The following is a 26,068-nucleotide window of genomic DNA, read 5'->3' as shown; positions in this document are numbered from 1 at the left end:
ATTGATCCACGTACTTTTGAGGTGATTCCCATGATGAAAGGTGGCATGGCCGGCCTGATGAAGCAGGCGCAGCAGATGCAGGAAAAAATGGCCAAGATGCAGGAAGAGCTGGCCAACGCCGAAGTCACCGGTAAAGCCGGTGGCGATATGGTCAGCGTGGTGATGACCGGTCGTCACGACATCAAGCGCGTGAGCATCGACCCGAGCCTGCTCGAAGGCGTCAGCGATGACGACCGTGAAGTGCTGGAAGATCTGTTCGCCGCGGCCGTCAATGACGCTGTGCGCAAGATCGAAGCCAACAGCCAGGACAAAATGTCCGGTGTGACCGCTGGCATGCAACTGCCTCCGGGCATGAAACTGCCGTTCTGATCGGCCAGCCTTAGCTAGACTGAAATGCCAGGCATCGCGCCTGGCATTTTTTTTGGCTGCTCACCCCTCTGCATTTGCTACCGGGCGGCAACTATGTCGAACCTCGGCGCCTTGGCCAGTGTCTGCACTTAATGCCATTGAATTCGCTCATCGATAAAGGAGTCCCTCGATGCCTCAAACACCGATTCTTAACCAGCGCATTGTTCTGGTCTCGCGCCCTCACGGCGCGCCAACCCCGGAAAACTTCCGCCTTGAGCGCGTGACGCTGCCGGAACTGGCAGACGGCCAAGTCTTGTTGAAGACGCTGTACCTGTCCCTCGACCCCTACATGCGTGGGCGCATGAGTGATGCTCCGTCCTACGCCGCTCCGGTAGAAATCGACGAAGTGATGACGGGTGGCGCTGTCAGCCGTATCGAGCAGTCGCGCAACCCGAAATTCGAAGTGGGCGACCTGGTGGTCGGCTCCACCGGCTGGCAAAGCCACAGCGTTTGCGACGGTCGCAACCTGATACCGGTGCCCAACGGCCTGGCCAGTCCGTCGATGGCATTGGGTGTGCTGGGCATGCCGGGCATGACCGCCTACATGGGCCTGATGGACATCGGTCAGCCCAAAGCCGGGGAAACCCTGGTGGTGGCGGCCGCGTCCGGTGCGGTGGGCTCGGTGGTGGGCCAGGTGGCCAAGCTCAAGGGTTTGCGCGTGGTGGGTGTTGCGGGCGGAGCCGAGAAGTGCCGTTACGTGGTGGACGAACTGGGCTTTGATGCCTGTATTGACCACAAAAGCGAGCACTTCGCCGATGAATTGGCCCATGCCTGTTTCAAGGGCGTGGATATCTACTTTGAAAACGTCGGTGGCAAGGTGTTCGATGCCGTGCTGCCGCTGCTCAACCCCAAGGCACGGATTCCGCTGTGCGGGCTGATCGCCGGCTATAACGACCATGAAGCGCCCAGTGGCCCTGATCGACTGCCGGCGCTGCAACGCACCTTGCTGACCAAGCGCGTGCGTATCCAGGGCTTTATCGTGTTCGATGACTACGGCGATCGCCAGCCGGAATTCCTCAGTGCCATGGCGCCGTGGGTACGTGACGGCAAGATCAAGTTCCGCGAAGACGTGGTCGATGGCCTGGAGCAGGCGCCCGAAGCGTTTATCGGTTTGCTCGAAGGACGCAACTTCGGCAAGTTGGTGGTGCGCGTCGCGCAGGATTGAGCATTTGACGCTAATCCGAGGCGCGGGTATAAACCGCGTCTCGTTGTTTTGTCGGACCCTTCGCCCATGAGCTTCAGCCCCCTGATTCGCCAACTGATCGACGCCCTGCGCACTTTGCCCGGCGTCGGCCAGAAAACCGCCCAGCGCATGGCGCTGCAACTGCTGGAGCGTGATCGCAGCGGCGGCACCCGGTTGGCCCAGGCCTTGAGCCAGGCCATGGAAGGCGTTGGCCACTGTCGCCAGTGCCGCACCCTCACCGAAGAAGAACTCTGCCCGCAATGCGCCGACCCGCGTCGCGATGACACGCTGTTATGCGTGGTGGAAGGGCCGATGGACGTGTACGCGGTGGAACAGACCGGTTATCGCGGGCGCTATTTCGTGCTCAAAGGCCATCTGTCGCCGCTGGACGGTCTGGGCCCGGAAGCCATCGGCATTCCGCAACTGGTGGCGCGGATTGAAGCGCAGGGCACCTTTACCGAGGTGATTCTGGCCACCAACCCAACCGTGGAGGGTGAAGCGACCGCGCATTACATCGCCCAACTGCTGAGCAACAAAGGCCTGGTCACCTCGCGGATCGCCCACGGCGTACCGCTGGGTGGCGAGCTGGAGTTGGTGGACGGCGGCACCCTGGCGCATTCGTTTGCCGGTCGCAAACCCATCGCGCTTTAAGTCACGCGGCAGGACAAAGTGTGGGAGGGGGCTGTGTGGTGTCGGTGATAATCCTCAACGCTCGCTCAGCGCAAACTGCGTCAGGCAAAACGTCGCAATCCCCATATCTTCCAGGCGTTGCGAGCCACCCAGCTCCGGCAGGTCGATAATCGCCGCCGCTTCGAACACCTTCGCGCCCATGCGCCGCACCAGGTTCGCTGCGGCGATCAGCGTGCCGCCAGTGGCAATCAGGTCATCGAAGATCAGCACCGAATCGCCTTCACACAGGCTGTCGGCATGCACTTCGAGGAAGGCTTCGCCGTATTCGGTCTGGTAACCCTCGGCCAACACGTCGGCCGGCAGCTTGCCCTGTTTGCGGAACAGGATCAGCGGTTTGTTCAATTGGTAGGCGATGATCGAGCCGATCAGGAAACCCCGGGCATCCATCGCACCGATATGGCTGAAATCGGCTTCGACGTAGCGGTGGACGAAGGTGTCGGCCACCAGACGCAGGGCCTTGGGCGACTGGAACAGCGGCGTGATGTCGCGAAAGATCACCCCGGGCTTGGGGAAGTCGATGACAGGGCGGATCAGGGATTTGATGTCGAACGAATCGAAGGTCATCGTCGCAGAGTCCTGGGGCGGAAAACGGACTCGAAGTATACCTTGCGGCCTTGCCGATTGGCGCGGCCGCAAGTGTCTGGATCAGCCCTCCAGGGAGCCGCCCGCCAACGCGCACAGTTGGATCGGGTCGAGGATATGCACTTCCTTGCCTTCGGCGGCAAGCAGCTCGTTCTGCTGGAAACGGGTAAAGACCCGGGACACGGTTTCTACCGCCAGGCCCAGGTAATTGCCGATTTCATTGCGCGACATGCTCAGGCGGAACTGGTTGGCCGAGAAACCACGGGCACGGAATCGCGCTGACAGGTTGACCAGGAAGGTGGCGATACGCTCGTCGGCGGTTTTCTTCGACAACAGCAGCATCATTTGCTGGTCGTCCCGGATCTCGCGGCTCATGACACGCATCAGTTGGCGGCGCAGCTGCGGCAATTGCAGGGCCAGTTCGTCCAGGCGTTCGAAAGGAATTTCGCACACCGATGTGGTCTCTAGTGCCTGAGCCGACACCGGATGAATCTCGGTGTCCATCCCCGACAGCCCGACCAGCTCGCTCGGCAGGTGGAAGCCGGTGATCTGCTCTTCGCCACTGTCGCTCAGGCTGAAGGTCTTCAATGCACCCGAACGTACTGCATAGACAGAATCGAACTTGTCGCCCTGGCGATATAGAAACTCGCCTTTTTTCAGTGGGCGCCCGCGTTTAACGATTTCGTCCAGCGCATCCATGTCTTCCAGATTCAATGAAAGTGGTAAGCAGAGGGGCGCCAGGCTGCAATCCTTGCAATGGGCCTGGCTGTTAGCGCGCAGCTTAACGGGCTCGGACATTTCTTAAATCCTTGTGGGAAAACACACATAAGACATAAGGGTAACGCACTGTGGGTAGAAGAGGCCAGCATGGACGAAAAACCGATGCCGGGATAAAGATTATTGTATCGATGCCGATAGAAGTCAGTGTCCCTTAGAGCCTGGAGGCTCACATCATGCTTTCCATCGGTGAAAACTCTGCTGCCAAGCTGCCGGTTCCGGCGGTTCGCGAGCCCAAAGACCTAGTGGCGGAGGCTAAAGAAGCCGAGGCAGCCAAAGCACTTGAGGACGCCACATCAGCGCCGCTGAGTCCGGCCAAGGCGGTCGAGGGCGTGACCGTGACTATTTCCGGCGCGGCATTGAAGGCTGCGGGTGCCGCGAAGAAAGCCAACAGCGATATCGAAGAGAGTGGCCTGCCGGATAACATTCAGCAGACGCTGAAAATGATCCGTCAGATCAAAGAGCAGATCGCCAAGAAACAGGCCGAGCTGGCCGCCGTGATGGCGGACACGAACCTGACGCCTGACCAGGCGCGGGTCAAGGCCAGCAACCTGCAGGCCTCACTCAGCGCACTGCAGGCGAGCCTGGTGACCGCACAAGCCTCACTGGCCAAAGCCATGAAAGGCCTGAGCGGCGAAGACGCCATGAAGGCGGCCTCCCTGGCGATGGCATAGAACCTTCAGATCACCCGCGAAAAGCGCTGCCGGTTCTGATGCTCCAGATAGGCATCGAACACCATGCACACCGAGCGCACCAGCAGCCGTCCTGCGGGGAGGACGCGAATGCCTTGTGCGTCGAGTTCGATCAGGCCGTCTTCGGCCATCGTCTCAAGTTGTGACCAAATCTCGTCGAAATAGCCGCGAAAATCGATATTGAACGCCTGTTCGATCTGCTCGAAGGTCAGGCTGAAATTGCAGATCAATTGCTGAATCACTTCCCGCCGCAACCGATCGTCCGTGGTGCAGACCAGGCCGCGGTTGGTCGCCAGTTGCGCATCGGCCAGGGCGTGCTGGTAGCTATTGATGTCGCTGGTGTTCTGGCAATACAGATCGCCGATCTGGCTGATGGCCGAGACCCCGAGCCCGATCAGGTCGCAATGACCGTGGGTGGTATAGCCCTGGAAGTTGCGTTGCAGGGTGCCTTCTTCCTGGGCGATGGCCAATTCGTCGTCCGGTAGCGCGAAGTGGTCCATGCCGATATAGCGGTAGCCAGCGTTGGTCAGCTGTTCGATGGTGGTTTGCAGCATCAGCAGTTTTGCCGCCGGGGACGGCAGGTCATCGGCGTTGATCCGCCGCTGAGGCATGAAACGTTCCGGCAAATGCGCATAGTTGAACACTGACAGGCGATCCGGTTGCAGCTTGATCACCTCTTCCACGGTGCGCGCGAAGTTGATCGGGGTTTGCTTGGGCAGGCCGTAGATCAGGTCGATGTTGATCGAGCGGTACTGCAGGGTGCGCGCCGCATCGATCACGGCGCGGGTCTCTTCCAGGCTTTGCAGGCGGTTAACCGCGCGTTGCACTTCGGGGTCGAGGTCTTGCAGGCCGATACTGACGCGGTTGAAGCCCAACTCGCGCAGCAGCCCCATGGTTGCCCAGTCGGCTTCGCGCGGGTCGATTTCGATGCTGTAGTCGCCGGAATCATCATCGAGCAGGTTGAAATGCTTACGCAGGGAGGTCATCACCTGGCGCAACTCGTCATGGCTGAGAAAGGTCGGGGTGCCGCCGCCGAAATGCAGCTGTTCCACGGTCTGTTTCGGGTCGAGGTGGCAGGCGATCAGTTGGATCTCCTGTTCCAGGCGCTGCAGGTAGGGCTGGGCGCGGCCGCGGTCCTTGGTGATGACTTTGTTGCAGGCGCAGTAGTAGCAGATGTTTGCGCAGAACGGCACGTGTACATACAGCGACAATGGCCGTGCAGCCTTGCGGCTGTCGCGCAGGGCGTGGAGCAGGTCGAAGGAGCCGACCTGGCTGTCGAATTGCACGGCGGTGGGGTAGGACGTGTAGCGTGGCCCCGCCAAGTCGTAGCGATGAATCAGATTGCTGTCCCAACGAATGGCGTCGAGCATGCGGGCGTTCCCCCGGATAGACTAATGGGTCGAGTCTAGGGGCGTGGCGGATATGGCATCTTGATTTGCATCAACGGGGAGCGGCGCTATGCCACATGGCCTTTTAGTGGCCCATTAGCCAGTGCTGATGGGGGCCGGGCAAGGTCCAAATACCGAACAAAATTACTAGCACGCCGCCGGCCATGCGTACACTGCGCTTGCGCAATAGTGCCGTGACGCGTTCGGCGGCCAGCCCGGTCGCCAGCAGCACTGGCCAGGTGCCCAGGCCGAACGCCAGCATCAGCACCGCACTGTCCAGCGCATTGCCTTGGCTGGCGGCCCACAGCAGGGTGCTGTAGACCAACCCGCACGGCAACCAGCCCCACAGCGCGCCCAACAGCAGGGCGCGGGGCAGGCTGGATACCGGCAGCAAACGGTTAGCGAACGGCTGGATGTGCCGCCACAGGCCGCGACCGAGGCTTTCGATGCGGGTGAGGCCGCTCCACCAGCCGGCCAGGTACAGGCCCATGCTGATCAGCAGCAGGCCGGCCAGCACGCGCATGAACATCGCCGCCGGGCTGTTGGCCACGGCCCAGCCGGCCAGGCCGATCAGCAGGCCGGCGGTGGCATAGCTGAGGATACGCCCCAGGTTGTACGCGAGCAGCAGGCGGAACCTGCGGCTGCGTTGCTCTTTGGGGATCGCCAGGGTCAGCGCGCCCATCAGGCCGCCGCACATGCCCAGGCAATGGCCGCCACCCAGCAGGCCAAGGATCAGCGCGGAGACCAGCAGCGGCGCCAAATCAAGCATGGGGCGGATCTTTGGGGTCGGCGGGGGGCTCGGGGTTATTGGCCTCGTCGATGGCGGCCAGGTGGTTTGGGTCCTGATCGTCGAACAGCACGCTGTGGGCCGGGCCATCGAGGTCGTCGTACTGGCCGCTGTCCACTGCCCAGAAGAAGATATAGATGGCGATGGCCACAATCAGCAGCGCCGCTGGAATCATTATGTATAAAGCTGGCATCTGCACTCCATGCCCGCGTGGCTCAAGCCGGTAGCGGACGGGTTACTGAAGGGGCGCCGACGGCCGGCGCGCTCGGCAGGCGAGTCAGGCGCAGGGCGTTGAGCACCACGGTCAACGAACTGAGGGACATGCCGACCGCCGCCCAGATCGGCGTGATCCAACCGAGGGCCGCAAACGGCAGCATAAGGCCATTGTACAGCCCAGCCCACAGCAGGTTCTCCGTGATGACCCGACGGGTGCGTCGCGCCAGGGTAAACGCTTGTACCAGGGCGTCCAGGCGGTTGGACAGCAACACCGCATCCGCGCTGGTTTTTGCCAGGTCGGTGGCCGAGCCCATGGCCACGCTGATATCGGCAGCGGCCAGCACCGGCACATCGTTCACCCCGTCGCCGAGCATCAGCACTTTGCGCCCTTCTTTGTGCAATTGTTGCAGTACTTGTAGCTTGTCATCGGGGCGCAGGCCGCCGTGGGCTTCGTCGATGCCCAGTTCGGCGGCGACGCTGGCGACCATCGGTGAACTGTCGCCCGACAGCAGCAGCGTGCGCCAGCCGCGCGCCTTGCAGGCCGCGAGCAGGGCAGGGGCGTCGCTGCGCAGGCGGTCATCCAAAACGAACCAGGCGAGGGCGCCGTCACGGTCGCCTAACAGCAGCCATTGCCCGGCTTCATCCGGCGCGGCAGGGATCGGGCAACCGCTGAGTTCGCACACATAGCCAGGCTGGCCGATGCGCAGTTGGCGCTCGCCCACCCAGCCTTCCAGACCGAGGCCGGGGGAACTGAGCACTTCGTCGGCGGCCAGGGGCGCGCGGCCGAAGGCGCGGGCGATCGGGTGTTCGGAGCGATTCTCCAGGGCGGCGGCGAGGCCCAGGCACTGGTCGCTGTTCAACGCGCCCAGGGGGCGGATCGCACGCAGCGCCAGGCGCCCCTCGGTGAGGGTGCCGGTCTTGTCGAAAATCACCGTGTCGATCTGGTTCAGGCCTTCCAGCACATGGCCACGGGTCAGCAGCAGACCGAGTTTGTGCAGGGTGCCGGTGGCGGCGGTCAGGGCGGTCGGCGTGGCCAGCGAGAGCGCGCATGGACAGGTCGCCACGAGCATTGCCAGGACGATCCAGAACGCCCGCGATGCGTCCAACTGCCACCACAGCAGGCCGATCAGCACGGCGGCGATCAGCGAGCACAGCAGGAACCACTGCGCGGCGCGATCGGCGATTTGTGCCAGGCGCGGTTTTTCCGCCTGGGCCCGCTCCAGCAGGCGCACGATGGCGGACAGGCGCGTGTCATGGCCCAAGGCGCGGACTTCGACGGTCAGCGCGCCCTCGACGTTGAGGGTGCCGGCCGTTACCGCATCGCCGACTTGACGCGGTTGCGGCAGGTATTCGCCGGTGAGCAGGGATTCATCGATGCTGGACTGGCCGTCGAGGATCACCCCGTCCGCCGGCAGCACGGCGCCGGGATGCACCAGCACGCGGTCGCCCAGGGCCAGTTCGGGGAGCAGGATGCGTTCGCTCTGACCTTCAGCATTCAAGCGCAGGCACGAGGCGGGCAGCAGGTTGACCAACTGCGCGGTCGCGGCGGCCGTGCGTTCGCGGGCACGCCGCTCCAGGTAGCGGCCGGCCAGCAGGAACAGCGCGAACATGCCCACCGCGTCGAAATACAGTTCACCCACGCCGGTGATCGCGGTCCAGATCCCGGCCAGGTAAGCCCCGCCAATGGCCAGGGAGACCGACACGTCCATGGTCAGGTGGCGGGTGCGCAGGTCGCGCATGGCACCCTTGAAAAACGGCGCACAGCTGTAGAACACGATGGGCGTGGTCAGAAACATCGCGACCCAACGCAGGATGACATGCAGCTCCGGGCTCAGGTCGATATTGAATTCCGGCCAGGTGGCCATGGTCGCCATCATCGCCTGGAACCACAGCAAGCCGGCAACGCCGAGTTGGCGCAAGGCCAGGCGGTTTTCGCCGGCCAATTGCTCGGCGGCGCGGTCTGCCTGATAGGGGTGGGCGGCGTAGCCGATGTGGCGCAGCTCACTGAGCAGTTGGCTCAACGGCAGTTGCCCGTCGGCCCAGCGCACTTGCAGGCGATGGTTGGACAGGTTCAGGCGCGCCTCGGCCACGGCGGGCAGGCTGCGCAGGTGTTTTTCGATCAGCCAGCCACAGGCTGCGCAGCTGATGCCTTCCATCAGCAGCGTGGCTTCGGCCAGTTCGCCGTCGTGGCGCACGAAGGGTTTTTGTACGTCGGCGCGGTCATACAGCGCCAATTCGTCCACCAGTTGCACCGGCAACGCCTCGGGGTTGGCCGAGGCTTCGCTGCGGTGCTGGTAATAGCTTTCCAACCCGCCCGCCACGATTGCTTCGGCTACTGCCTGGCAGCCCGGGCAGCAGAGTTCGCGGCGCTCGCCGAGGATCACGGCGGTGAAGCGGCTACCGGGTGGAACGGGCAGGGCGCAGTGGTAACAGGGGGTTGGGGTGGTCATGGCGTTAGATCTTTGGTGGCGGGTAGGGCCTCATCGCGGGCAAGCCCGCTCCCACAGTGGATCGCGGTGTCCATATGGGAGCGGGCTTGCCCGCGATGCGCGAAGCGCAGCCTGTTTACTTCTTCAGGTCTTCAGCACCCTGCAGCGGTTCATCCCCCAGCAGCAAGTCCTTGTCGTGGTTGACCTGTTCTTCTTCGAACAAGCGCCAGGTCCTGTCGCCTTCCACACCGAGCAGTTCGACGAAGCGCCGGCCTTCGACCTTGTCGGTGACCTGACCGATGTAGCGACCGGGTTCGCTGTCGCTGCGGGCCAGGTTGATCTTGCGGTCTTTCTCCGGCTGGGTCGGCGAAATCAGGTTCAGTTGCAGGCTCGTCGGGTTGCTGTAGCCGGTGAGGTGCAGTTCGACTTCGCCGGTCAGCTCATCCAGATGCACCTTGGCGCGCAGTTGCAGGGTCTGGGCCAGGCGTTCGCGGTCCAGGGAGCGGTTGATGCCTTTGCCAGCCTCGTAATAGTTGTCGTTGACCAGGTTGTCCGGGTTGTTCACTGCAATGGTCACCATGGACAAGGTCAAGGTCACCGAGCAGGCCAGGATTGCGATGATGATCCAGGGCCAGAGGTGCTTGTACCAGGGACTTGCGGCAGTGGTTACGGGCATTGTTCTGCTCTCTCGTTAACGAACTTGTGGGCCGATGAATCGGCTCTTGGCTTCAATATGAATGCTGGTGTCATCGGCATCCTTGAGGATAAACATCACCTCGTTGGTGCTCGATGGCAGTTGTTCCGGCGCGCTCGACAGTTCTACCGGCATGCTGACGATGTCGCCGGCAGCCACCTTGATTTCGCGGCGGCCTTGCAGCTTGAGGTCCGGCAGGCCGGCAGCGTCAAGCACGTAGGTGTGGTCGCGCTGATCCTTGTTCATGATCTTCAGGCTGTAGACGTTTTCGATCCGCCCTTCGGCGTTTTCGCGGTACAGCACGCGGTCTTTGCTTACGTCGAAACCCACCAGCGAACGCATGAAGAATGCCGTGGCCAACAGGCTCATCATTGCCAGCAACACCAGCGCATAGCCGATCAGGCGCGGACGCAGCTTGTGGGTTTTCTGCCCGGACAGGTTGTGTTCGGTGGTGTAGCTGATCAGGCCGCGCGGGTAGTCCATCTTGTCCATGATGTTGTCGCAGGCGTCGATGCACGCGGCACAGCCGATGCACTCGATTTGCAGGCCATCACGGATGTCGATGCCGGTCGGGCACACCTGTACGCACATCGTACACTCGATGCAATCGCCCAGGCCTTGGGCCTTGTAGTCGCTGCCTTTTTTGCGCGGGCCACGGACTTCGCCGCGACGCGGGTCGTAGGAGACGATCAGGGTGTCTTTGTCGAACATCACGCTTTGGAAGCGCGCGTAGGGGCACATGTAGATGCACACCTGTTCGCGCAGCCAGCCGGCGTTGCCGTAGGTGGCGAGGGTGAAGAAGCCGACCCAGAAATACGACCAGCCATCGGCCTGGCCGGTAAAGAAGTCAAACACCAGTTCGCGGATCGGTGAGAAGTAACCGACGAAGGTCATGCCGGTGACAAAGCCGATCAGCAGCCACAGCGTGTGCTTGCTGAATTTGCGCAGGAACTTGTTGGCCCCCATCGGCGCCTTGTCCAGCTTGATACGCTGGTTACGGTCGCCTTCGGTGACTTTTTCGCACCACATGAAGATCCACGTCCACACGCTTTGCGGGCAGGTATACCCGCACCAGATGCGTCCGGCGTACACCGTGATGAAGAACAGGCCAAAGGCCGCGACGATCAGGATGCCCGAGAGGAGGATGAAGTCCTGGGGCCAGAAGGTTGCACCGAAGATAAAGAACTTACGTTCCGGCAGGTTCCACCATACGGCCTGGTGGCCACCCCAGTTCAGCCACACCGTGCCGAAGTAGAGCAGGAACAGACCGGCGCCGCCAAGCATGCGCAGGTTGCGGAACAGGCCCGTGAAGGCGCGGGTGTAGATTTTCTCTCGCGACGCGTAGAGGTCGACACCGTTGTTGGAGTTTTTGGCAGGTGGAGTAACGTCTTGTACCGGTATTTGGTTGCTCATCATTGCATCCCACGGCGGTGGAGATTTGCCTCGGCCAGTACGTGCCGGTCGGGGTCAAATGAAGGGTCTTGCAGTGGCGTAATGATACGCCCCCGATGACGCGCAAAGGGTGCGACCTTTGGTCGCGTTGGGGGAAATCAATTGATGGTGTAGGTGACGTGGATCAATTGACTTGTGAAGTATGGACGGTTTTTGCGGCTTCAGTCTTCAAAACACGGACGATCCAATGTGGAAGGGGGCTTGCTCCCACATTGAACCTTCGGTGTTTTCAGAATATGTGCAACAAAAAAAGGCCCATCATTTTTCAATGAATGGGCCTTTTGGTTGCTGCTCAGACTTACTGCTCTTGAGCCTTTTTATCCCCATGGGACAAGCTGTAAACATACGCCGCGAGCAAGTGCACCTTGTCGTTCCCTTGCAGTTGTTCCTGCGCAGGCATCTGGCCCTGGCGGCCGTAGCGAATGGTCTGCTGCAGTTGGGCGAAACTTGAACCGTAGATGAACGCACCCGGGTGAGTCAGGTCAGGTGCGCCCATGGCAGGCGTGCCTTTACCGGCCGGGCCGTGGCAGGCGACGCAGTTGGCGGCGAAGAGTTTCCCGCCATTGGCCACGTCGGCCTTGGCGCCTTCCGGCAGTTTGCGGCCGTCAAGGTTGGTCACCACGAAGCCCGCCACGTCGGCCACGCCTTGTTCGCCGATGACTTCGGCCCAGGCCGGCATCACCGCGTGGCGGCCTTTCATGATGGTTTCCTTGATGGTGGCGGGCTCGCCGCCCCAGCGCCAGTCGGCGTCGGTCAGGTTGGGGAAGCCGTAGGCACCCTTGGCGTCGGAACCGTGGCACACCGAGCAGTTGGAGGCAAACAGACGGCCCCCCATCTTCAGGGCTTGCGGGTCTTTGGCGACGTCTTCAATCGGCATTGCGGCGAATTTGGCGAAGATCGGCCCGAACTTGGCGTCCGACTTGGCCATTTCCTTTTCCCACTCATGCACGCCGGTCCAGCCGGTCTGGCCGTTGGCGAAGGCGGTCTGCTTGTCGTTGTCGAGGTAGTTGTAGCCCGGCAGCAGGCCTTTCCAATTGCCCAGGCCGGGGTACAGCACCAGGTAGCCCAGGGCGAAGACGATGGTGCCGACGAACAGCATGAACCACCATTTCGGCAGCGGGTTGTCGTACTCCTCGATACCGTCGAACGAGTGGCCGACGGTCTCGTCCGTTTGCTCGGCGCGCTGGCCCTTGCGGGTCGACAGCAGCAGCCAGGTCAGGGCGAAAATGGTACCCAGACTGAGGACTGTGACGTACAGACTCCAGAACGTAGTCATTCTTTGTTACTCCTAGAAGCTTGCTCGACGTGCTTGATGGCTTCGGGGTCATCCGCAAAGGGCAGCATGGTTGCGTCGTCAAACTCCGACTTGCGCTTGGGGCTGAACACCCACAATGCCAGGCCGATAAAGGCCACCATCACCACAACGGTGCCCAGGCCACGAATCATCCCGATATCCATGAAGAATCACCGTTTGCTTTTGATGATGGTGCCAAGGCCTTGCAGGTAGGCCACCAATGCGTCCATTTCGGTCTTGCCCTTCACGGCTGCGGATGCACCGGCGATGTCTTCGTCGGTGTAGGGCACGCCCAGGGTGCGCAAGACTTCCATTTTCTTCGCGGTGTCCTTGCCGTCGAGCTTGTTTTCCACGAGGAACGGGTACGCCGGCATTTTCGATTCCGGCACCACGTTGCGCGGGTTGTACAAGTGCGCGCGTTGCCAGTCATCGGAGTAACGCCCGCCCACACGGGCCAGGTCCGGCCCGGTGCGCTTGGAACCCCACAGGAACGGGTGGTCCCACACACTTTCACCGGCCACCGAGTAGTGGCCATAACGTTCGGTTTCGGCGCGGAACGGCCGGATCATCTGCGAGTGGCAGCCGACACAGCCGTTGGCGATGTAGATGTCGCGGCCTTCCAGTTCAAGGGCGGTACGCGGCTTCATGCCTTCGACCGGCTTGTTGGCCACGTCCTGGAAGAACAGCGGAACGATCTGGGTCAGGCCGCCGATACTCACGGCGATAACCATGAAGAAGGCCAGTAGGCCGATATTCTTCTCGATTACTTCATGCTTCATCAGTGGGCTCCCACAACGGCGATCTTGGCGGCGGCTTCGGCTTCTGCAGGGTCGGAGGCACGCACGGTGCGCCAGACGTTGTAGGCCATGAACAGCATGCCGGAGGCAAAGAACGCGCCGCCCAGGGCACGGACGATGTAGCCCGGGTGGCTGGCTTGCAGCGCTTCGACGAAGGAGTAGGTGAGGGTGCCGTCATCGTTGATCGCACGCCACATCAGGCCTTGGGTAATGCCGTTGACCCACATCGAGGCGATGTAGAGCACGGTGCCGATGGTGGCCAGCCAGAAGTGCGTGTTGATCAACCCGACGCTGTGCATCTGCGCACGCCCGAAGATTTTCGGGATCATGTGGTACAGCGCGCCGATGGAGATCATCGCTACCCAGCCGAGAGCGCCGGCGTGTACGTGGCCGATGGTCCAGTCGGTGTAGTGGGACAGGGAGTTGACGGTCTTGATCGCCATCATCGGCCCTTCGAAGGTCGACATGCCGTAGAACGCCAGGGACACGACCAGGAAGCGCAGGATCGGGTCGGTGCGCAGCTTATGCCAGGCACCCGACAGGGTCATCATGCCGTTGATCATGCCGCCCCAGCTCGGGGCCAGCAGGATGATCGACATCGCCATGCCCAACGACTGTGCCCAGTCCGGCAGCGCGGTGTAGTGCAGGTGGTGCGGACCGGCCCAGATGTACAGGGTGATCAACGCCCAGAAGTGCACGATGGACAGGCGATAAGAGTAGATGGGACGTTCGGCCTGTTTCGGCACGAAGTAGTACATCATCCCCAGGAAACCGGTGGTGAGGAAGAACCCTACGGCGTTGTGGCCGTACCACCACTGGATCATCGCGTCCGTCGCCCCGGCGTAGGCCGAATAGGACTTGAACAGGCTGACCGGCAGCGACGCATGGTTGACGATGTGCAGCATCGCCGTCACCAGGATGAAGGCACCGTAGAACCAGTTACCCACATAGATGTGCTTGGTCTTGCGCTTGGTGATGGTGCCGAAGAACACCACCGCGTAGGTCACCCAGACAATCGCGAGCAAAATGGCGATGGGCCATTCCAGCTCGGCGTATTCCTTGGTGGTGGTGTAGCCCAGCGGCAACGAGATACCGGCCCCGACGATCACGGCTTGCCATCCCCAGAAGGTGAAGGCGGCGAGGCTGTCGGAGATCAGTCGCGTCTGGCAGGTTCGCTGCACGACATAGTAGGAGGTGGCAAACAGTGCACATCCGCCGAAGGCGAAAATCACCAGGTTAGTGTGCAGCGGGCGTAGGCGGCCAAAGGTCGTCCATGGCAGGCCGAAATTCAATTCCGGCCAAACCAGTTGCGAGGCGATGAAGACCCCGAGCCCCATGCCAAGGATCCCCCAGACCACCGTCATGATGGCGAACTGGCGGACTACCTTATAGTTATAAGCAGTCGGACTGATTGCTGTGCTCATTCTAAGGTTCCACGGTTTAGGTTTTTTTATAGATAAAAATCGGTCGCAAGTATGTAGAAACCGAGGTGCCATTGCAACGCAAGGGTGACCTGTGTCAATACGTTCAACGCCAGATTCTGCGCCCTTTCCATGTTTGATGTAAGGACAAAATCAGAAATCAAAAGCTGATCGATCGGACAGGAATTTTTTCGGGGCACGCCGACGGATGACTGGCTGTGTGTCAGCACGCGGCAGAGGTGATGAGTGGTCAGTGGCGCGACAGCCGGTCACTGCCTGCCTTTGCGCCTGTCATCCCTGCAGAAGCGTTCAACCCATTGAGTGCAAGTCGACCGTCGACCGGTCCGTACCGATCCACTGTGCAGACAAGCGTAGACCCGAATGGCAGGAGGGGAAAGCAGTGCTTTGGAAGGGTGCGACACTTGGTCGCGTAGAAGGGTAGAGCTACCGCCCCTGGATCAGGGGCGGCAGTTCAGGGGTGAAGCGTTACTGTGCCTGGCGTTGCGGCGTTGCGCCGTCAGCGTTGTGGGACAGGCTGTAAACATAAGCGGCCAGCAGGTGAACCTTGTCATTGCCTTGCAGCACTTCCTGCGCCGGCATCTGGCCTTGGCGGCCGTGGCGAATGGTTTGCTGCAACTGCGCCAGGCTGGTGCCGTAGATAAAGCCGCTTGGCGCGGTCAGGTTCGGCGCGCCCATGGCTTCGACACCGTGGCCTTGCGGGCCGTGGCAGGCCACGCAGGTGGTGTTGAACGTGGCTTGGCCGGCGACCAGGTCGGCGCCGCTGTCGGCTGGCAGTGGCAGCTTGGCCAGGTCGTGACGCACATAGGCCGCGACGTTTTTCACACCGTCCTCGCCCAGCACTTCACCCCAGGCCGGCATTGCCGCATGGCGACCGCCCATGATGGTGGTCTTGATCGCGTCGGCGGAACCGCCCCAGCGCCAGTTATTGTCCGCCAGGTTCGGGAAGCCATACGCGCCCTTGGCATCCGAGCCGTGGCACACCGCGCAGTTGGAGGCAAACAGGCGACCGCCCATTTTCAGCGCTTGCGGGTCTTTGGCGACTTCTTCCACCGGCATGGCCGAGAATTTGGCGAAGATCGGCCCGAACTTGGTGTCGGCCTTGGCCATTTCCTTGTCCCATTCCTTGGCCGAGGTCCAGCCGCCTTCATAGCCCGGCAGTACGCCTTTCCAGTTGCCCAGGCCCGGGTAGAGGATCAAGTAGCCGACGGCAAACACCAGCGTGCCGGCGAACAGCATGAACCACCACTGGGGCAGCGGGTTGTCGTATTCCTCAATGCCGTCGAAGGCGTGGCCCATGGTCTGGTCGACACTGCCCTTGGTCTCGCCCTTGCGGGTGCCGAACAACAGCCAGGTCAGGCCGATCAGGCTGCCGAGGGTCAGTACGCAGATCCATGTACTCCAGAAGGTAGTCATGGCCGATTGCTCCTTGTTGCAGGCGCTTCTTGAGCGTCGGATGGGGTGGCGGTGGGTTCGTCGGCAAACGGCAGCAGGCGTGCCTGCTCGAATTCTTCATTGCGTCGGTTGTTGAATACCCACAGCGAGAGGCCGATAAAGGCGATGGCGACGACTAGCGTGCCGAGGCCGCGGATGGTGCCCGCATCGAATTCAAATCCCATGGCTCACCTCTTGCTCTTGATGGCGGTGCCGAGGACTTGCAGGTACGAAACCAGCGCGTCGATCTCGGTCTTGCCCTTGAGGCTGGCCACTGCACCGTTGATGTCGTCGTCGGTGTAAGGCACGCCGAGGGTACGCATCACTTTGAGCTTGGTCTCGGTATGGCTGCTGTCGACCGGCGCCGTCACCAGCCATGGGTAAGCCGGCATTTTCGACTCAGGCACCACGTTGCGCGGGTTGTACAAGTGCGCGCGGTGCCAGTCGTCCGAGTAGCGTGCGCCGACGCGAGCCAGGTCTGGCCCGGTACGCTTGGAGCCCCACAGGAACGGATGGTCCCAGACGCTTTCGCCCGCTACCGAGTAGTGGCCGTAGCGCTCGGTCTCGGCGCGGAACGGACGGATCATCTGCGAGTGGCACTGTACGCAGCCTTCGCGGATGTAGATGTCGCGGCCTTCCAGTTGCAGCGCGGTGTAGGGCTTCATGCCTTCCACCGGTTTGTTGGTCACGTCCTGGAAGAACAGCGGGACGATCTGGGTCAGGCCGCCGATGCTCACGGCAAGCACCATCAGCAGCATCAGCAGGCCGACGTTCTTTTCAATCGTTTCGTGTTTCATCACTGACTCCTCAGGCCATCTGCGTGGCAGGGGTGGCTTCGACAGGTTGTGCCGAGCGCACGGTGCGCCATGTGTTGTAAGCCATCAGCAACATGCCGCTGAGGAACACCGCACCGCCTACCAGTCGCACGACGTAGCCCGGGTGGCTGGCTTGCAGCGCTTCGACGAAGGAGTAGGTGAGGGTGCCGTCGTCGTTGATCGCACGCCACATCAGGCCCTGGGCGATGCCGTTGACCCACATCGAGGCGATGTAGAGCACGGTGCCGATGGTGGCCAGCCAGAAGTGCGCGTTGATCAGGCCGACGCTGTACATCCGCTCGCGACCGAAGACTTTCGGGATCATGTGGTACAGCGCGCCGATGGAGATCATCGCTACCCAGCCGAGAGCGCCGGCGTGTACGTGGCCGATGGTCCAGTCGGTGTAGTGGGACAGCGAGTTGACGGTCTTGATGGCCATCATCGGCCCTTCGAACGTCGACATGCCGTAGAACGCCAGCGAGACGACCAGGAAGCGCAGGATCGGGTCGCTGCGCAACTTATGCCAGGCACCCGAGAGGGTCATCATGCCGTTGATCATGCCGCCCCAGCTTGGCGCCAGCAGCACCAGGGACATCACCATGCCCAACGACTGTGCCCAGTCTGGCAGAGCGGTGTAGTGCAGGTGGTGCGGACCGGCCCAGATGTACAGGGTGATCAGTGCCCAGAAGTGGACGATCGACAGGCGATAGGAATACACCGGACGTTCGGCTTGCTTGGGTACGAAGTAGTACATCATCCCCAGGAAGCCGGCAGTCAGGAAGAAGCCTACTGCGTTATGCCCATACCACCACTGCACCATGGCATCCGTCGCACCGCCGTACAGCGAGTAGGACTTGGTCAGGCTGACCGGGATTTCCATGTTGTTGACGATATGCAAGATGGCCACGGTGATGATGAATGCACCGAAGAACCAGTTGCCGACATAGATGTGCTTGGTGTTGCGCTTGGCCACAGTGCCGAAAAACACGATGGCATAAGCCACCCAGACAATCGTGATCAGGATGTCGATCGGCCATTCCAGCTCGGCGTATTCCTTGGAGCTGGTGTAACCCAGCGGCAAGGTGATCGCTGCCAGGACAATGACCAGTTGCCAGCCCCAAAAGCAGAACTGAGCGACTTTTGGTGCGAACAGCTGGGTCTGGCAGGTGCGCTGCACCGAGTAGAAGGAGCTGGCAAACAGCGCACAACCCCCGAAGGCGAAGATCACCGCGTTGGTGTGCAGCGGGCGCAAGCGGCCGAAGCTGGTCCAAGGCAAGTCAAAGTTGAGTGCAGGCCACACCAATTGGGCTGCGAGAAAAACCCCGAGCCCCATGCCGACGATGCCCCACACCACCGTCATAATCGCGAATTGGCGGACCACCTTGTAGTTATAGGCGGTACTTAAAGTAGTGTTCATGGTTCCCCATCCACGGTTCAACCCAAGCAGATGCGACACTTGGGCTGGAGTTATAGGCAGACTAAAAAGCGAGGTAAGCATGGGCAAAGAGCACAAGGCCAGTATTGACGGGGATCAATGGGCACGGTGTGTGCAGGAACATGGCTGGCGATGGGATGTTGCCTCGGGCGCTCCAACGCATACGCCGGTGACGTTGATCCTGGCCCACGGCGCCGGCGCGCCGATGGACTCATCCTTCATGGACGACATGGCTGCGCGCCTTGCCGTGCAGGGGGTGAGCGTCTTGCGTTTCGAGTTTCCCTACATGGCCCAGCGCCGCGTGGACGGGGGCAAGCGCCCGCCCAACCCGGCGCCGAAACTGCTGCAGAGCTGGCGCGAGGTCTATACCGAGGTGCGACGCCATGTCGCTGGGAAACTGGCCATTGGTGGCAAGTCCATGGGCGGGCGCATGGCCAGTTTGCTCGCCGATGAATTGGGTGCCGATGGGCTGGTGTGCCTGGGCTATCCGTTCTATGCGGTGGGCAAGCCGGAAAAGCCGCGAGTCGCGCATTTGGCCGGGTTGAAGACGCCGACATTGATTGTGCAGGGCGAGCGCGATGCGTTGGGCAATCGAGCGGCGGTGCAGGGGTATGACTTGTCGCCGAGCATCGAGGTGATGTGGCTGGCGGCGGGGGATCATGATTTGAAGCCGTTGAAGGCGTCGGGGTGCAGTCATGAGCAGCATTTGGAGGCGGCGGCGGTGCAAGTGGCTCGGTTTCTCGGCGCCTGTTAGGGCCCTATCGGGGGCAAGTCGAATCGTCGCACCGCCCCTCCCACATTCGACCGCATTCCAAGGGGTGTATGCGGTTAAATGTGGGAGGGGGCTTGCCCCCGATAGCGGTTTAACGGTTAAAACGCTCTACCAGCGAATACTGGGTATTGGCGGTAACAGTAAGCTCTTCACTCAACTGCGCCGAGTTCAACGCCTGTTCCGACGTCTGATCGGCCAGCAGCGCGATGGTGCTGATATTGCGGCTGATCTCTTCGGCAACCGAGCTTTGCTCTTCCGTGGCGGCGGCGATTTGGGTGGTCATGTCGGTGATGTTGGCCACCGCTTCGCTGATGCCCACCAGCGCCTGATCCGCCTCCATCACCCGCGCTACGCCTTCTTCGGCCTGGCGATGCCCGGCGTCCATGGTTTGTACGGCAGCGGCAGCGGTTTGCTGCAGCTTGGCGATCAGGGTATGGATCTGCCCGGTCGATTCAGCCGTGCGTTGCGCCAGTTGGCGGACTTCGTCGGCAACCACCGCAAAACCACGGCCCATCTCACCGGCACGCGCGGCTTCGATCGCGGCGTTCAAGGCCAGCAGGTTGGTCTGGTCGGCAATGCCTTTGATCACGTCGACCACGCCGCCGATTTCATCGCTGTCCTTGGCCAGTTGGGTGACGGTCACGCCGGTCTCGCCAACCGCGGCCGACAGCCGCTGAATTGCCGCGCGGGTTTCCCCGGCAATATCGCGGCCGCGCCCGGTCAGGCGATTGGCTTCCTGGGTGGCGTCGGCCGTGCGCTGCACATGGCTGGCGACTTCCTGGGTCGTCGCCGCCATCTGGTTGACTGCGGTGGCCACCTGTTCGGTTTCCACGCGCTGGCGTTCCAGGCCGCTGGAGCTGTTGTGCGCCAAGGTGTTGGATTGCGCCGCCTGCTCGTTGAGGTGTTCGGCGGTGTCCTGCAAGCGCGTGAGACAGGTCTTCAGACGTGCCTCCTGGCTGAGGATCGACATTTCCAGGCGCGCCTGGGCGCCACGGCTGTCGGTGTACATCTGCGCGATCAACGGATCGGAGGTGGTCTGTTCGGCCAGGCGCAGCAAACGCTTGAGGCCGCGCTGTTGCCAGCTCAGGCCCAGCAGGCCCAACGGCACCGACAACCCCGCCGCGAGGGCAAAGCCCCAGTGGGAATTGAGCGACGCGCCAATCATGAAGCTCAGCTGGCTGACCAGAATAAACGGCAGCCAGTCCTGCAGCACCGGCAGCCACTTGTCCCGCTGGGGAATGGCGGACTTGCCCTTATTGATGCGTTGGTAGAGCGCTTCGGCCCGGCGGATCTGCTCGGCGGTGGGCTTGATGCGCACCGATTCATAGCCGACCACCTGGTTGCCGTCGAACATCGGCGTCACATAGGCGTTAACCCAGTAGTGATCGCCGGTCTTACAGCGGTTCTTGACGATGCCCATCCATGGCAAGCCTTGCTTGAGCGTGGACCACATGTGTGCGAACACAGCCCCCGGAACGTCCGGGTGGCGAACCAGGTTGTGCGGGGCGCGCACCAGTTCGTCGCGGGAGAAACCACTGATTTCGACGAAAGCGTCGTTGCAGTAAGTGATGACACCCTTGGCATCTGTGGTGGAGATCAACCGTTGCTGAGCGGGGAAAGTACGTTCGCGCTGGGTAACGGGTTGGTTATTACGCATGGTTATTCAATCCGCAAGGCTTTCAATGGGTATCGGCGATGGCGATCATTTATTTAACTTATTTTTGCAATAATCAGCCGGCGAGCATTGGGTAGGAAAACAGTCCGAAATGCAGCAAATTAAGGCCGAAATGCGTAGCAATCGCCGCGCCCAGGCCGCCAAAACGATAAGCAAGGCCATAGCCGACGCCAGCGATGCTGGCCAGCAGCACCCACTGCCAGCCCGCGCTCAGGTGTACAAGGCCGAATAGCAGAGCGGCCAGCAGCAATGCGAGGTTTTCGCCGTAGGGCAAGTGTTTGAGGCGCTGGCTCAGGCCGCCCTGAATGTAGCCGCGAAACAGCGCTTCTTCCACCAGCGTCACCAGCAACAGGTTATTCAGCACCCACAACCATGCCTGTTCCGGCCACTTCGGTGCCCAACTGATGATCCCCAGCAACGCCGCGCCGCCCAGTGCCGCTATGGCTGTCAGGGTCAACGCCAAGGCGGTGACGCAGATCGACAGGCGCAATGAACGCCGCGCCACAATCCACGGGCAGGCCAGCAGCAGCCAAAAACCGATCAGCGGTTTGTCCTGGTTGAGGTACATCGAGAAGGGCACGGCATCGGCGCTGAAACGCTGGGGTGCGATACCGCGCCCGTTGTAGAACCCCGGCAGCCAGTGCATTGCAAGGCCCAAGGCCAATACGATGAACAACCCGTGGCCGACGTAACGCCCCCAAGGGGTCCGTTGCTGGCGTACCGCATACCCGGCGATCAGCAGCAGGGCCACGGAGATTGCCGCCAGCACCCCCAGTTGGCCGTAAACCAAGGCCATGGCATAGCCGATGGACAGGAGGGCGAGGTACAGCCAAGGCAAAGCGGTCATGTGAAATCCTTGGAAAAAACTGGGCGGTAGTATAACGGGCGGCCTGCGCGGCAAGATGAAAAAGCCATCACGCGAAAGCGGTTCTGCTGGAGCGATTGCAAAATATGTCGGCGGCTGGTTATAGTCATCGCGTCTTCATCTCCTCAAAAGATCAGCCCATGCCTGCATTCCTGTGCATAGCGGTAGTCGATTCAGCGTCCAGCGCTGTGGTCGTGCCGTGCGGGAACCTGCAGCCTGCGCAGATCAGTCACTACCCCCCACCTGTCAGTAGCACGCCGGTGTACGCAGTCGTATCACCGCCGGGTGTTGGCATTTCGGGCTGATCAGCTGATTGCTGTTCCCGTATGCCCGCCTGAAAAAAACCTACTGAGCTGAACCTACGCGTTTTAGCTTTTGCTGAATCGGCTTTTTGCCTGATTACAGGTGGTAACCATGTCTGTTATTTCGAAACAATCCGTGGCCGCGGCGGCCTCGACGAGCCTGTTTGTATTGCTATGGAGCAGCGGGGCGATTTTCTCCAAGTTGGGCCTGGCCCATGCGTCGCCCTTCGCCTTTTTGCTGATCCGTTTTGCCATCGCCCTTGCGGGATTGGTGATTCTGGTACCGATCCTCAAGCTGAAACTGCCGCAACCCGGCAAGCCGCTGCTGTATGCGGCGGCGACGGGGCTGGTGTTGTTGGGGGCGTACCAGATTTTCTATCTGCTGGCCCTGGACCTCAAAGTCACCCCAGGGGTGATGGCAACCATCATGGGGGTGCAGCCGATTCTCACCGTGGTGCTGATGGAGCGCCAACGGTCCTTGCGCCGGATGTTCGGTCTGGGGTTGGGGTTGGCGGGGTTGATCATGGTGGTCTACCAAGGCATCGGGCTGTCGGGGATGTCCCTGACCGGGATGCTCTTCGGTTTGTTGGCCCTGGCAAGCATGACCTTCGGCTCGATCATGCAGAAGCGCATCACCGATAACCCGTTGGGCACGCTACCCGTGCAGTACCTGGCGGGGTTGCTGCTGTGCTCGGTGTTTGTGCCGTTCCAGCCGTTCCACTTTGAGCACAGCGCCAGCTTTTACCTGCCGGTGCTGTGGATGGGCCTGGTGGTGTCGCTGCTGGCGACGTTGTTGCTGTACCGCCTGATCGCCCGCGGCAACCTGGTCAATGTCACCAGCCTGTTCTACCTGGTGCCGGCAGTGACGGCGGTGATGGATTACCTGATCTTCGGCAATCGGCTCGCGTTATTGAGCCTGCTGGGGATGGGGTTGATCATCATTGGTCTGGTGTTTGTATTCCGTAAAAGCTGACGTCTGAGCACGCTGTAGGGGCAAGGCGCCCCTACAGCGCTTTGGCCAATTTCCCCGGCCGCAACACCAACCATAACGCCCCCGCAATCAACACCCCGCCATACAGATGTGCCATCGACAATGGCTCATCCAGCAGCAACGCTCCCCACAGTACCCCGAACGGCGGAATCAGGAAGGTGGTGGTCATCGACTTCACCGGGCCAATGGCCGTCAGCAGGCGAAAGTACAGGACGTAGGCAAACGCCGTACACATCAGCCCCAACCCGAGCAGCGACAACCACACGTGCCAGCCGCCCCAGCTTGCCGGCGGATGGCGGATGGCGCTGTAGGCAAACAGCGGCAGCAGGAACAAGGTCGCGCCGAGCATGCTGCCCAGGGCCGCGAGCCGACTGTCGAGCCCACCGCGCTGATCCAGCCAGCGCCGCGCGAGAAAACCGGCAAAGCCATAGCACGTGGTGGCCAACAGGCAGGCCAGCGCGCCCATCAACAATTCCAAGTCAAATGCCACCGGCCCGGCGCGGGTCAGTACGCCCACGCCAAACAGGCCCAGGCACACCCCGGCGACTTTCGATGGCGTCAGGCGCTCGCTGAAAAACAATCCGCCAATCAGCACGCCCATTAACGGCGTGGTGGCATTGAAGATCGCCGAGTAACCCGCCGGCAGTACCTGGGCGGCCACGGCGTACAGGGTCGCGGGTATGCCGGAGTTGATCACGCCTAGCAGCAGGATGGTCTTGAACTTGCCCTGGAAGTCCCAGTTCACGCGCATCACTGCCAGCATCACCAGCAAGCCGGCGGCGGCAATCGACACGCGAAAAAACGCGGTCGGCAGCGTGCCGATTTCCGGCGCGATAATGCGCATGAACAGAAAACTCGCGCCCCAGATCGCGGCCAGCCCCAGCAGGTACAGGGTGTCGACAGGTCTCACAGAAAACTCCTAGATCAATAAGGCGGCGAGTGTTGCCCAGCGACTGGCTCGACACAATCACTGATTACAGGACAACCCGCGTCACCGGCCTGTGCTGGCCGATTTGCGCATTGGCCGCAGTGAATGTTTCCAATAACGCCCATAAATCTGCGAAATGAACGAAAGTCCACAAACAAGCATGCTAAATGACTGCTTCTCCTGGCTCCCTTGACTGGCTAAGCTCTGGGCTTCCAGATGCCCGTTCGAGGTTTCCCGCATGTCGCAGCGCACACCCGCCCTCGCTATCGCCCAGATGATCCTTGATGGCTTTGACGATTACCGCGAGCACTTCCGCCAGATCACCGATGGCGCCCGTGAACGTTTTGAAAAGGCCCAGTGGCAGCAGGGCCAGGCAGCCTCGGCGGCGCGTATCAACCTGTATGAGGAGAAAGTCAGCGAAGTGACGACCCGCCTGCGGGCGAGCTTCGATGACGCCACCCTGATGGACATCGAGGCCTGGCCGTTGGTGAAAAGCGCCTACATCGGCCTGATCGACCTGCGCTTTGACGATGAGCTGTCCGAGACCTGGTACAACTCGATCTTCTGCGGCCTGTTCAGCCATGACCTGATCAGCGACGGCTGCATGTTCGTCCATACCACCCGGCCGAGCCTGCGCCGGGCGAGGGCGGCGCAAACCCGGATCTACACGCCTGTCGGGAAAATCTCCGACATGCTGGCGCAGATTTTCGCGGATTACAGCTTCAGCGAGCCCTACGCGGATCTGCCGGCCGACCTGCGCCGCCTCGAAGTGCAACTGCGCGAGAACCTGCCGGACTGGGTGTGCAAGGACCCTGAGCTGAAGGTCGAGCTGTTTTCCTCGGTGCTCTACCGCAACAAGGGCGCCTACCTTGTCGGGCGTATCTACACCCACGACGAGCAGTGGCCGCTAGTCGTCCCGCTGCTGCACCGCGAAGGGCAGGGTATCCAGATCGACGCACTGATCACCGACGAAGCCGATGTGTCGATCATTTTTTCTTTTACCCGCTCCTACTTCATGGTCGACGTGCCGGTGCCGGCGGAGTTCATCGGCTTCCTCAAGCGCATCCTGCCGGGCAAGCACATTGCCGAGCTGTACACCTCGATCGGCTTCTACAAGCACGGCAAGTCGGAATTCTATCGCGCCCTGATCAACCATCTGGCCACCACCGATGATCAGTTCATCATGGCGCCCGGTATACGCGGCATGGTCATGAGCGTGTTTACGTTGCCGGGCTTCAACACGGTGTTCAAGATCATCAAGGACCGCTTCTCGCCGTCGAAAAACGTCAGCCGCGCCACCGTGATCGAGAAGTACCGCCTGGTCAAAAGCGTCGACCGCGTCGGGCGCATGGCCGATACCCAGGAGTTCGCTGATTTTCGCTTTCCGTTGAGCAAGTTCGAACCCGAGTGCCTGGCCGAATTGCTCGACGTGGCGGCCAGCACGGTTCAAGTCGAAGGCGACAGCGTGCTGATCCGCCACTGCTGGACCGAACGGCGCATGACCCCGCTCAACCTCTACCTTGAAAACGCCAACCCCGCCCAGGAACGCGAAGCCCTGGAAGACTATGGCCTGGCGATCAAGCAACTGGCGGCGGCGAACATTTTCCCCGGCGACATGCTGCTGAAAAACTTCGGCGTCACCCGCCATGGCCGCGTGGTGTTCTACGACTACGACGAGATCTGCTACCTCACCGAAGCCAACTTCCGCCACATCCCCGCACCCCGCACGCCAGAGGATGAAATGGCCTCGGAGCCCTGGTACTCCATCGGCCCGCTGGATGTGTTCCCCGAAGAGTTCCCACCGTTCCTGTTCGCCGACGCCGGCCAGCGCAAGTTGTTCGATCAACTGCACGGCGAGTTGTACAACGCCGACTATTGGAAGGGCCTGCAGGACGCGATTCGTGCCGGAAAGGTCATCGACGTGTTTCCGTATCGGCGCAAGGAACGCGATAACGAATGAGGGGCGCGCGTGCCGGCGGTTTTCTGCGACAATCCGCCCCCTGCATAAATAGACGACCAAAAC

Annotated in this window: 26 protein-coding genes; 7 read left to right on the top strand and 19 right to left on the bottom strand. The window is 61.4% G+C overall.

Annotated elements, in window-relative coordinates; genetic code table 11:
• Positions 1-30: 30 nt before the first annotated feature.
• From J2Y83_RS20860 to recR, 3 genes are all read left to right on the top strand, one after another.
• Positions 31-369: a YbaB/EbfC family nucleoid-associated protein gene (locus J2Y83_RS20860; RefSeq protein WP_017527493.1), complete on the top strand. Its 339-nt coding sequence runs from the start codon at positions 31-33 to the stop codon at positions 367-369.
• Positions 370-538: 169 nt separating this feature from the next.
• Entirely contained in the window at positions 539-1,573 is a 1,035-nt protein-coding gene (locus tag J2Y83_RS20855; protein ID WP_253397882.1) for an NADP-dependent oxidoreductase, read from the top strand.
• A gap of 66 nt (positions 1,574-1,639) precedes the next feature.
• Positions 1,640-2,242 carry a recombination mediator RecR gene (gene recR, locus J2Y83_RS20850; RefSeq protein ID WP_017845247.1) on the top strand — a complete coding sequence of 201 codons (603 nt, stop codon included), beginning with the start codon at positions 1,640-1,642 and terminating at the stop codon, positions 2,240-2,242.
• Positions 2,243-2,296: 54 nt separating this feature from the next.
• On the opposite strand, the gene J2Y83_RS20845 is transcribed toward recR, so the two are convergent.
• Together J2Y83_RS20845 and fnr are read right to left on the bottom strand one after the other, a co-directional pair.
• Positions 2,297-2,845 (bottom strand): adenine phosphoribosyltransferase, encoded by a 549-nt coding sequence (locus J2Y83_RS20845; RefSeq protein ID WP_253397880.1) that lies wholly within the window; start codon positions 2,843-2,845, stop codon positions 2,297-2,299.
• Between the two features lie 81 nt (positions 2,846-2,926).
• The gene (fnr, locus tag J2Y83_RS20840; protein ID WP_017845249.1) at positions 2,927-3,661 is read right to left on the bottom strand and encodes a fumarate/nitrate reduction transcriptional regulator Fnr; all 735 of its coding nucleotides are present in this window, start codon (positions 3,659-3,661) and stop codon (positions 2,927-2,929) included.
• Positions 3,662-3,816: 155 nt separating this feature from the next.
• Between fnr and J2Y83_RS20835 the strand changes: the two genes are divergently transcribed.
• Entirely contained in the window at positions 3,817-4,314 is a 498-nt protein-coding gene (locus J2Y83_RS20835) for a hypothetical protein (RefSeq protein WP_253397878.1), read from the top strand.
• A gap of 5 nt (positions 4,315-4,319) precedes the next feature.
• On the opposite strand, the gene hemN is transcribed toward J2Y83_RS20835, so the two are convergent.
• The 14 genes from hemN to ccoN (J2Y83_RS20765) all read right to left on the bottom strand — a co-directional run bounded on the left by hemN (position 4,320) and on the right by ccoN (J2Y83_RS20765) (position 18,494).
• Positions 4,320-5,702, bottom strand: coding sequence for an oxygen-independent coproporphyrinogen III oxidase (hemN, locus tag J2Y83_RS20830; RefSeq protein WP_253397876.1), 1,383 nt, complete (start codon positions 5,700-5,702; stop codon positions 4,320-4,322).
• A 103-nt stretch (positions 5,703-5,805) separates the two neighbouring features.
• Positions 5,806-6,489, bottom strand: a complete 684-nt coding sequence (locus tag J2Y83_RS20825) for a sulfite exporter TauE/SafE family protein (protein WP_253397874.1) — start codon at positions 6,487-6,489, stop codon at positions 5,806-5,808.
• Positions 6,482-6,700, bottom strand: coding sequence for a cbb3-type cytochrome oxidase assembly protein CcoS (gene ccoS / locus J2Y83_RS20820; RefSeq protein ID WP_253397872.1), 219 nt, complete (start codon positions 6,698-6,700; stop codon positions 6,482-6,484). Before ccoS ends, J2Y83_RS20825 begins: the two co-directional genes overlap by 8 nt.
• Positions 6,701-6,722: 22 nt before the next feature.
• Positions 6,723-9,173: a heavy metal translocating P-type ATPase gene (locus tag J2Y83_RS20815; protein ID WP_253397870.1), complete on the bottom strand. Its 2,451-nt coding sequence runs from the start codon at positions 9,171-9,173 to the stop codon at positions 6,723-6,725.
• Positions 9,174-9,288: 115 nt separating this feature from the next.
• Positions 9,289-9,828, bottom strand: coding sequence for a FixH family protein (locus J2Y83_RS20810; protein ID WP_253397868.1), 540 nt, complete (start codon positions 9,826-9,828; stop codon positions 9,289-9,291).
• Between the two features lie 15 nt (positions 9,829-9,843).
• A complete protein-coding gene (gene ccoG, locus J2Y83_RS20805) occupies positions 9,844-11,259 on the bottom strand; it encodes a cytochrome c oxidase accessory protein CcoG (RefSeq protein ID WP_253397866.1) in 1,416 nt (471 codons plus the stop codon).
• Positions 11,260-11,596: 337 nt separating this feature from the next.
• Complete coding sequence (ccoP, locus tag J2Y83_RS20800) at positions 11,597-12,574, bottom strand: cytochrome-c oxidase, cbb3-type subunit III (RefSeq protein ID WP_253397864.1); 978 nt, start codon at positions 12,572-12,574, stop codon at positions 11,597-11,599.
• Entirely contained in the window at positions 12,571-12,756 is a 186-nt protein-coding gene (locus J2Y83_RS20795; protein WP_016775513.1) for a CcoQ/FixQ family Cbb3-type cytochrome c oxidase assembly chaperone, read from the bottom strand. Before J2Y83_RS20795 ends, ccoP (J2Y83_RS20800) begins: the two co-directional genes overlap by 4 nt.
• 6 nt (positions 12,757-12,762) lie before the next feature.
• On the bottom strand, positions 12,763-13,371 hold the full coding sequence (ccoO, locus tag J2Y83_RS20790) for a cytochrome-c oxidase, cbb3-type subunit II (protein ID WP_253397862.1): 609 nt from the start codon (positions 13,369-13,371) through the stop codon (positions 12,763-12,765).
• Positions 13,371-14,813: a cytochrome-c oxidase, cbb3-type subunit I gene (gene ccoN / locus J2Y83_RS20785; protein ID WP_247401678.1), complete on the bottom strand. Its 1,443-nt coding sequence runs from the start codon at positions 14,811-14,813 to the stop codon at positions 13,371-13,373. Before ccoN (J2Y83_RS20785) ends, ccoO (J2Y83_RS20790) begins: the two co-directional genes overlap by 1 nt.
• Before the next feature lie 483 nt (positions 14,814-15,296).
• Positions 15,297-16,244: a cytochrome-c oxidase, cbb3-type subunit III gene (gene ccoP / locus J2Y83_RS20780; protein ID WP_247401677.1), complete on the bottom strand. Its 948-nt coding sequence runs from the start codon at positions 16,242-16,244 to the stop codon at positions 15,297-15,299.
• Positions 16,241-16,447: a cbb3-type cytochrome oxidase subunit 3 gene (locus J2Y83_RS20775; RefSeq protein WP_247401676.1), complete on the bottom strand. Its 207-nt coding sequence runs from the start codon at positions 16,445-16,447 to the stop codon at positions 16,241-16,243. The genes ccoP (J2Y83_RS20780) and J2Y83_RS20775 overlap by 4 nt, the downstream gene beginning before the upstream one ends.
• 3 nt (positions 16,448-16,450) lie before the next feature.
• The gene (ccoO, locus tag J2Y83_RS20770; RefSeq protein ID WP_253397860.1) at positions 16,451-17,059 is read right to left on the bottom strand and encodes a cytochrome-c oxidase, cbb3-type subunit II; all 609 of its coding nucleotides are present in this window, start codon (positions 17,057-17,059) and stop codon (positions 16,451-16,453) included.
• A gap of 10 nt (positions 17,060-17,069) precedes the next feature.
• Positions 17,070-18,494, bottom strand: coding sequence for a cytochrome-c oxidase, cbb3-type subunit I (gene ccoN, locus J2Y83_RS20765; protein WP_253397857.1), 1,425 nt, complete (start codon positions 18,492-18,494; stop codon positions 17,070-17,072).
• A gap of 79 nt (positions 18,495-18,573) precedes the next feature.
• Here ccoN (J2Y83_RS20765) and J2Y83_RS20760 point away from each other — a divergent pair, with 79 nt between their 5' ends.
• A complete protein-coding gene (locus J2Y83_RS20760) occupies positions 18,574-19,266 on the top strand; it encodes an alpha/beta family hydrolase (RefSeq protein WP_253397855.1) in 693 nt (230 codons plus the stop codon).
• A gap of 109 nt (positions 19,267-19,375) precedes the next feature.
• Here J2Y83_RS20760 and J2Y83_RS20755 read toward each other — a convergent pair whose 3' ends face one another.
• Positions 19,376-20,941 carry a methyl-accepting chemotaxis protein gene (locus J2Y83_RS20755; RefSeq protein ID WP_253397853.1) on the bottom strand — a complete coding sequence of 522 codons (1,566 nt, stop codon included), beginning with the start codon at positions 20,939-20,941 and terminating at the stop codon, positions 19,376-19,378.
• Between the two features lie 73 nt (positions 20,942-21,014).
• On the bottom strand, positions 21,015-21,806 hold the full coding sequence (locus tag J2Y83_RS20750; RefSeq protein ID WP_253397851.1) for a CPBP family intramembrane glutamic endopeptidase: 792 nt from the start codon (positions 21,804-21,806) through the stop codon (positions 21,015-21,017).
• A 432-nt stretch (positions 21,807-22,238) separates the two neighbouring features.
• Here J2Y83_RS20750 and J2Y83_RS20745 point away from each other — a divergent pair, with 432 nt between their 5' ends.
• Positions 22,239-23,099, top strand: coding sequence for a DMT family transporter (locus J2Y83_RS20745; protein WP_253397849.1), 861 nt, complete (start codon positions 22,239-22,241; stop codon positions 23,097-23,099).
• Between the two features lie 31 nt (positions 23,100-23,130).
• On the opposite strand, the gene J2Y83_RS20740 is transcribed toward J2Y83_RS20745, so the two are convergent.
• Positions 23,131-24,027, bottom strand: a complete 897-nt coding sequence (locus J2Y83_RS20740; RefSeq protein WP_253397847.1) for a DMT family transporter — start codon at positions 24,025-24,027, stop codon at positions 23,131-23,133.
• Positions 24,028-24,283: 256 nt separating this feature from the next.
• On the opposite strand from J2Y83_RS20740, the gene aceK reads away from it, so the two are divergent.
• The gene (aceK, locus tag J2Y83_RS20735; RefSeq protein WP_253397845.1) at positions 24,284-26,005 is read left to right on the top strand and encodes a bifunctional isocitrate dehydrogenase kinase/phosphatase; all 1,722 of its coding nucleotides are present in this window, start codon (positions 24,284-24,286) and stop codon (positions 26,003-26,005) included.
• Positions 26,006-26,068: the final 63 nt, after the last annotated feature.

The sequence above is a fragment of the Pseudomonas marginalis genome, assembly GCF_024169655.1.
Lineage (GTDB): Bacteria > Pseudomonadota > Gammaproteobacteria > Pseudomonadales > Pseudomonadaceae > Aquipseudomonas > Aquipseudomonas paraveronii.
Note: the sequence above shows the minus strand (reverse complement) of the source record. Positions and strands in the feature narration are given on the sequence as shown.

What these genes read in the sequence shown, in the direction of transcription:
- ccoP (WP_253397864.1), bottom strand. Translation starts at nt 12,574, where the DNA reads ATGACTACGTTCTGGAGTCTGTACGTCACAGTCCTCAGTCTGGGTACC.
- hemN (WP_253397876.1), bottom strand. Translation starts at nt 5,702, where the DNA reads ATGCTCGACGCCATTCGTTGGGACAGCAATCTGATTCATCGCTACGAC.
- J2Y83_RS20815 (WP_253397870.1), bottom strand. Translation starts at nt 9,173, where the DNA reads ATGACCACCCCAACCCCCTGTTACCACTGCGCCCTGCCCGTTCCACCC.
- J2Y83_RS20835 (WP_253397878.1), top strand. Translation starts at nt 3,817, where the DNA reads ATGCTTTCCATCGGTGAAAACTCTGCTGCCAAGCTGCCGGTTCCGGCG.
- ccoN (WP_247401678.1), bottom strand. Translation starts at nt 14,813, where the DNA reads ATGAGCACAGCAATCAGTCCGACTGCTTATAACTATAAGGTAGTCCGC.
- ccoP (WP_247401677.1), bottom strand. Translation starts at nt 16,244, where the DNA reads ATGACTACCTTCTGGAGTACATGGATCTGCGTACTGACCCTCGGCAGC.
- J2Y83_RS20775 (WP_247401676.1), bottom strand. Translation starts at nt 16,447, where the DNA reads ATGGGATTTGAATTCGATGCGGGCACCATCCGCGGCCTCGGCACGCTA.
- J2Y83_RS20860 (WP_017527493.1), top strand. Translation starts at nt 31, where the DNA reads ATGATGAAAGGTGGCATGGCCGGCCTGATGAAGCAGGCGCAGCAGATG.
- ccoG (WP_253397866.1), bottom strand. Translation starts at nt 11,259, where the DNA reads ATGAGCAACCAAATACCGGTACAAGACGTTACTCCACCTGCCAAAAAC.
- ccoO (WP_253397862.1), bottom strand. Translation starts at nt 13,371, where the DNA reads ATGAAGCATGAAGTAATCGAGAAGAATATCGGCCTACTGGCCTTCTTC.
- J2Y83_RS20795 (WP_016775513.1), bottom strand. Translation starts at nt 12,756, where the DNA reads ATGGATATCGGGATGATTCGTGGCCTGGGCACCGTTGTGGTGATGGTG.
- J2Y83_RS20810 (WP_253397868.1), bottom strand. Translation starts at nt 9,828, where the DNA reads ATGCCCGTAACCACTGCCGCAAGTCCCTGGTACAAGCACCTCTGGCCC.
- J2Y83_RS20855 (WP_253397882.1), top strand. Translation starts at nt 539, where the DNA reads ATGCCTCAAACACCGATTCTTAACCAGCGCATTGTTCTGGTCTCGCGC.
- fnr (WP_017845249.1), bottom strand. Translation starts at nt 3,661, where the DNA reads ATGTCCGAGCCCGTTAAGCTGCGCGCTAACAGCCAGGCCCATTGCAAG.
- J2Y83_RS20845 (WP_253397880.1), bottom strand. Translation starts at nt 2,845, where the DNA reads ATGACCTTCGATTCGTTCGACATCAAATCCCTGATCCGCCCTGTCATC.
- J2Y83_RS20760 (WP_253397855.1), top strand. Translation starts at nt 18,574, where the DNA reads ATGGGCAAAGAGCACAAGGCCAGTATTGACGGGGATCAATGGGCACGG.
- J2Y83_RS20745 (WP_253397849.1), top strand. Translation starts at nt 22,239, where the DNA reads ATGTCTGTTATTTCGAAACAATCCGTGGCCGCGGCGGCCTCGACGAGC.
- aceK (WP_253397845.1), top strand. Translation starts at nt 24,284, where the DNA reads ATGTCGCAGCGCACACCCGCCCTCGCTATCGCCCAGATGATCCTTGAT.
- recR (WP_017845247.1), top strand. Translation starts at nt 1,640, where the DNA reads ATGAGCTTCAGCCCCCTGATTCGCCAACTGATCGACGCCCTGCGCACT.
- J2Y83_RS20755 (WP_253397853.1), bottom strand. Translation starts at nt 20,941, where the DNA reads ATGCGTAATAACCAACCCGTTACCCAGCGCGAACGTACTTTCCCCGCT.
- ccoN (WP_253397857.1), bottom strand. Translation starts at nt 18,494, where the DNA reads ATGAACACTACTTTAAGTACCGCCTATAACTACAAGGTGGTCCGCCAA.
- ccoS (WP_253397872.1), bottom strand. Translation starts at nt 6,700, where the DNA reads ATGCCAGCTTTATACATAATGATTCCAGCGGCGCTGCTGATTGTGGCC.
- J2Y83_RS20750 (WP_253397851.1), bottom strand. Translation starts at nt 21,806, where the DNA reads ATGACCGCTTTGCCTTGGCTGTACCTCGCCCTCCTGTCCATCGGCTAT.
- ccoO (WP_253397860.1), bottom strand. Translation starts at nt 17,059, where the DNA reads ATGAAACACGAAACGATTGAAAAGAACGTCGGCCTGCTGATGCTGCTG.
- J2Y83_RS20825 (WP_253397874.1), bottom strand. Translation starts at nt 6,489, where the DNA reads ATGCTTGATTTGGCGCCGCTGCTGGTCTCCGCGCTGATCCTTGGCCTG.